The organism is Desulfosarcina sp., assembly GCF_041551955.1.
Taxonomy (GTDB): domain Bacteria; phylum Desulfobacterota; class Desulfobacteria; order Desulfobacterales; family Desulfosarcinaceae; genus Desulfosarcina.
Map to the genome: position 1 here is coordinate 1 of NZ_JBFELV010000370.1, position 5186 is coordinate 5186.

General features: G+C 57.6%; 5 protein-coding genes. 4 read left to right on the forward strand and 1 reads right to left on the reverse strand.

Translation table 11 applies throughout. From position 1 onward, the window contains the following. Together ABYV26_RS20325 and ABYV26_RS20330 are read left to right on the forward strand one after the other, a co-directional pair. A partial coding sequence (locus ABYV26_RS20325) for a HEAT repeat domain-containing protein (RefSeq protein ID WP_372683190.1) occupies nt 1-1396 on the forward strand: 1396 nt, incomplete at its 5' end. Beyond that, nucleotides 1360-2004 carry a lysostaphin resistance A-like protein gene (locus ABYV26_RS20330; RefSeq protein ID WP_372683191.1) on the forward strand — a complete coding sequence of 215 codons (645 nt, stop codon included), beginning with the start codon at nt 1360-1362 and terminating at the stop codon, nt 2002-2004. The genes ABYV26_RS20325 and ABYV26_RS20330, both read left to right, overlap by 37 nt. 84 nt (nt 2005-2088) lie before the next feature. On the opposite strand, the gene ABYV26_RS20335 is transcribed toward ABYV26_RS20330, so the two are convergent. Then, a complete protein-coding gene (locus tag ABYV26_RS20335; RefSeq protein ID WP_372683192.1) occupies nt 2089-3144 on the reverse strand; it encodes a cytochrome-c peroxidase in 1056 nt (351 codons plus the stop codon). 477 nt (nt 3145-3621) lie between these two features. On the opposite strand from ABYV26_RS20335, the gene ABYV26_RS20340 reads away from it, so the two are divergent. Next, nucleotides 3622-4371 (forward strand): hypothetical protein, encoded by a 750-nt coding sequence (locus ABYV26_RS20340; protein ID WP_372683193.1) that lies wholly within the window; start codon nt 3622-3624, stop codon nt 4369-4371. 73 nt (nt 4372-4444) lie between these two features. Beyond that, the coding region (locus ABYV26_RS20345) for a hypothetical protein (protein ID WP_372683194.1) at nt 4445-5186 on the forward strand (742 nt) is incomplete at its 3' end.

Sequence of the window (5186 nt, forward strand, 5' to 3'; positions counted from 1 at the left end):
CGAGGCGGTGATGCGCGGCGGCTACCTGGCTGTCCCCAACGCCAGGGTGGCGAAGCATCTCAACGCTCTGGCAACCGCCTTGGCCGGCGGCCTGTTCTTCACCCTGAGCGTCGGTTCCGGTCTTTCTCTGGTCACCCTGATCGGCGCCTGGCTGTGGGACAGGGTCTTCCGGCGACGTCGGACGGCGATCTTTTGCTACCTGCTGATATGGGCGGGCGGTCTTGCCCTGATCAATGGCAACGGCTTGAACCTGATGGCCTCCGCCTATCTCGTGGTAGTGCCGCTGGTAACGGCAGCCACCGCCATTCGACTGCTGCCGGCCCGCACGACGATGGTTTCACCCGCTGGCGTCTTCTGGCCGGTATCCGCTGCCATCATCCTGGCCCTGTTGTGGAGCCTGGTCCTCGACCGCCATATGTTCAGCAACATCCGCGACCATCTATTGTTGGAAAACCGGGCCGGCCAGTCCATCACCGACGCCTATTACGCCTACACCCTATTCCCTGCCGAGGCGTTTAAATCCCTGGAGCAGAAACAACTCCGCACCTGTGTCCTCGACAGCAGTTTGGACCGAACCGCCTGGACCCGGCTCGAACAAATCGTCCGCGCCCATGATTACCTGCCCATCCCGGCTGGGAATTCTGCCGATCTGACCATCGCCCAGCACACGGATAAAAACCGCTTTTCACTGGCAAGCGGTCGGCAACCGGTTTTGAGCGTGCCCGTGGATGAAATGCTGGGCAGTCCCGGCAAAGCGCTCTCGGACTATTCCAAACAGCTGGACCGCAGCCGTATGTTCAGAACCCTGACACTGGGGTGCCTGGTGGTGGGATTCCCCCTGATTCTGTTTAGTTTTCTATTTAGTGTGCTGGGCATGCTGCCCAGCCTTTTTTTACCCGTGGCCATATCGGATGTGATCACCGCCGTATGTTGCATCGTGTTGGGCGGCAGCCTGCTGGTGCCCGTTTACCAGGGACATAGCGCAACCGCTTCCCCCGCCAATCCGTCCATGGCCTTTTCCGCTCCTTCGCCGATCACCCGCATCGCCGCACTCAAGCAGGCCTGCGAAGACCAGCGGGACATTGCCGCGGCAGTGAAAAACCAGGGAATCGAAAATAGTCCTCACATCGCCGAACGGTATTGGCTGGCCCGCAGTCTGGCCTTCACGCGGGATCCGGCAGCCCATGCCATGCTGCTGGCCCTGGCTGACGATCCGGCGCCCATCGTGGTCTGCCAGGCGCTGTGGGCTCTGGGAGAGCGTAAAAACCGGGCCGCGGTGCCGGAGATCATCGACCGGATCAACACCTCTTCCCACTGGTACATTCAAATGTATGGCTACCGCGCCTTGAGGACACTGGGATGGGTCCAGCCCCAATCTCGACAACTTTCCTACTAGCTTCGCTGTTGGCCGTGGCCCTGCTGGAGACGGCAGCCGCCTATGTGGGCGCCCGGATGCAACTGCCCCGTCTATGGCTGGTCACCGGCGCCCGAACGGCACAAATCCTCGTGGTAATCATCCTGTCCGTGGTCCAGGCCGACGGCCTCCAGACGCTCGGACTGGACAGGCGCACCCTGCGGAGCGGATTCCGAAAAGGGCTGGTCTGGTCCGCCGGATTTGCCGCTGCGGCCGGATTGTTGTTTATGGGCCTGTTCATGGCCGGTCTGGACCCGTTCACGCTGGTTCGATCACCGCTCCCGCAAGGGACGGTCCAACGGGTCCTGTTTTTTCTAGTCGGGGGAATCGTGGCCCCGGTCGCCGAAGAGATCGTCTTCAGGGGGCTGATATTCGGCTACCTTCGCCGCTGGGGCGTTCCGGCGGCGGTGTTGATTTCCACCGTCCTGTTTGCCGCCCTTCACCTGCCGGCTGTACCGATCACCCAGATCGTGGGAGGCCTGGTTTTTGCCGTGGCCTACCACACCGGCAGGAGCTTGATGGTGCCCATCGTCATCCACGTGCTGGGCAACCTGGCCATCTTCACACTCTCCCTGTCCTGGCTGCGATAAGCGCAGCCCCATCACAAAAAAGCGGGAGACCATCCATGCCCCCCGCCTTTGTTTTTCGATGGATCAACCCGCCGGTTTCAACTATCAGTAGTCATCGGTCAGCGTATGCAGGAAAGCGATGAGGTCATCGATCTGGGCCTCCGTCAATCCCAGATCCCCGACCAGGGGGGTGATATTCTGATCGACGTCCGGAGAAACCCGGCTGTTGTCATTGATGAACGACACCATATCGTAGAGTGTGGGGAAAACGCCATTGTGCGAATAGGGTGCGGTTACGGCGATGTTACGCAGGGTAGGAATCTTGAATTTGCCGTACTGGTCCGGATCGCTGATCTCCCCTCCCAATCCAAAATCGGGTGAAGGAACCGCAGGATCGGCCGGTACGCCGAGGTTGGCGTACCCGTATGTGGTGAATAGGGGTTTCGGCGCCGTAAAGGCGGCCTCGGTCGCGTGGCAATTGGCGCAGTGGGTCTCAAAAAGTGTCAGCCCTCTGTTTTCGGCGGTCGTGAACTGTCGCCTGGCCAGGTCGTATTTGGAAGTAAACCGGGTCACATCCGCCGATCGCTCATAGGCGGCGACGGCCACGGCAAAATTATTCCAGGCGGTGTCCAAATCCTCCATCGGTCCAAAAACTTTTTTCCACAGCGGGTAGTAGTCCGACGCCTGGATCACCAACATTACCGATTCAATACTGGGCATGGCCATCTCCACTACGTTCAGCGGCGGTCCCTGGGCCTGCTCGGCCAGGGGGTCGCCAAGGGTCTCGCCCGTCGCCCGTCCGTCCCAGAACATGCCCCCGTAATACTCCCCGCTGCCGTCTTGATAGCGGACGGGACTATACCCGGCATAGGCGGAGGTCGGTGCATTGCGTCCGCCCAGGCTCACACCGTCGGATCCCAAAGAAACCGTTTTGTCGTAGGGATGCAGAAAATTGGTGCGGTCGGCAAATCCAGCCAACGGATGGTGGCAGGTCTGGCAGGACTGATTCTGATAAAGCGACAGGTTCTTGTCCTTGTACAGATTCATCCCCAGTTTTTCTAAATCCGTTTCCGCCGGAGGCGGTCCGGCTGCCGTCAACAACAGGGCACTGCCGAATATCATTAGAATGACCAAACCCGCAATTTTAAACTGCCTGTTCATGTTTTTGACCCTCCGTTTTTAAAATTATTTCCACGACATTCGAGGCCTCAACAATTAACTGTCCCTCACCTCCTTTCCCGCACATGGCGCCATATCACCCGTACAGCTGCTCATCTACCTTGGTGACAGTGCCAGCCATCTTGAAAGTAAACGTATTAATCCGGCGACAGATCAGAGAAGGGAAAGGCCAAGCCAGCGGTTGGGGGGCGGTTCTGACATCTCCCCCCGAAGTCAGGGCAGCGCTGCAGTCAATCAGAAATGGATTGTCGTCCTTAGTATAACGATCGAACAGGGGAAAGGTTACAATCGGCTTTTCAGCTATTCATACCTTGACAGTTACCGGCGAGTTTAATAGATTTGAAGCTCGACAGCGGACATTTTGGTTTTTCAGGGTAATTCTTATGCCCCTCAAACGACAGTTTAATTTGGGCCCTGATTGACTCTTGAGCCCCGACCCCAATCATGCAGTGAATTAAAATGAGCAGCGACAAAAAAGACAAGCACAGCGGACTGGCCGCCCTGTTCGACGGGGTGGAATTGAAAAGCTTTTTCATCAACTACCTCTGGTTCATCATCGCCGTGGAAATTGTGATTTTCCTGGTGAGCTTTCTGGGGAATCTGGGCCCGGACAAGGCACCTTTTCCATGGAAGTTTTATTTTTACGTTTCCTTCACCACCCCGGTGGCCATCACTTTCCTGCTGGGCGTGTTCATCCTGGCATTCAACCAGTTCATTTTCGGCAACGCCCCGGCCTCCGGAGAGGATGGCGGGGCCGGAACGGAATCGGACGACAGCCGGTCCAAGCTCTTCCAGTTCAATCTATTTCTCACCCACATGAAAAAGGTGCCTTTTCTGCCGATGCTGTTCGCCATCGTGGCCTGCACGGTGTTGTTTTACAAACTGGATGCCATCTTTCTCTTCATTTTCAATGCAGGAGAGAAAATGGTCACCTACAGCCTTATCGCCTGCGGCGTCCTGCTGGTGGCCGGCGTGATTTTCGGCATCGCCTGGATCGTCAGCAACTACAAGCTCAGCAAGCGGCATATGGAGCATGAGTACCGTTACCGCAATGATGTGATGGAAAAGCTCGGTTTTCTGATCATGGAAGACGACACGGTGATCGATAAAAATGGCAAACTGATCAGCCAGAAGCACCTGCTTCTGCCCGAGTCCCGGAAGCCGTCCGAAGAGCGGGAAACCCTGAAGATCCTGCCGCCATCCAAGTGACCTAACGGCTGAAAAAAAAAGCATCCAACCAACCGATCACTTCCCGTGGATCCGGGAATCGATGCGCCAGCCCATGCCTTCAAACCGTCCAGACCCCAAACGAGCCCGCCCCCTGGCCGACAATCAAAGCGGGTTCATCGTGAATCCGGTGGCCGCCACCATATTTTTCGGGCTGGTCCTGACCATCGTGGTCTATTCGATCCTGGATTATACCGGCGCCATGATCCGATTGGGACGCGTTGGCCCGGTGCTGCCCCTGATCGGCATAGTTGGGCTGATGGCCGGGGTATACCATGGCGTGAAACGACTCAAGCGGCGTGCGGTGCGTATCCGTATCAAAGGCCCACTGCTCATGCGTTCACTGATGAACGACTGCATCGAGCGGACCTGCGGCATTTTGGAGATGCAGCTAAACTCACCGGCAATTTCCTCCTCGATGATATTGAGCGACATTTTGCTGGACAAGATGCTGGACATCTGTGCCAGGGACTGCCTTCGCTTTTCGGACATCCGCAGGCAGATCGAGGGCAGTCGGCTGAAAGGCTCGGGTGGTCTGGTCCTCGCCTGCCTTTTCCAGACATCGGTTGAATATCGCAAACAGGCGCTACCCGGAGAAATCCGGCAGGTGGCGGACACGGTGTCACGAAGCCGACCGGATCTAAAAGACCTGCTGGAACGGCTGAAGGAATCCCATCAGACCCTTTGTTCGGGTACCGGAAACCTCCTGGCGCTGTTGCCGCCCGATGCGAAGCGGGCCGAGAAGATCCGATCCACCTACCGCTACCGCCCACCCACCCCCGAGCGCGCCCAGCGTA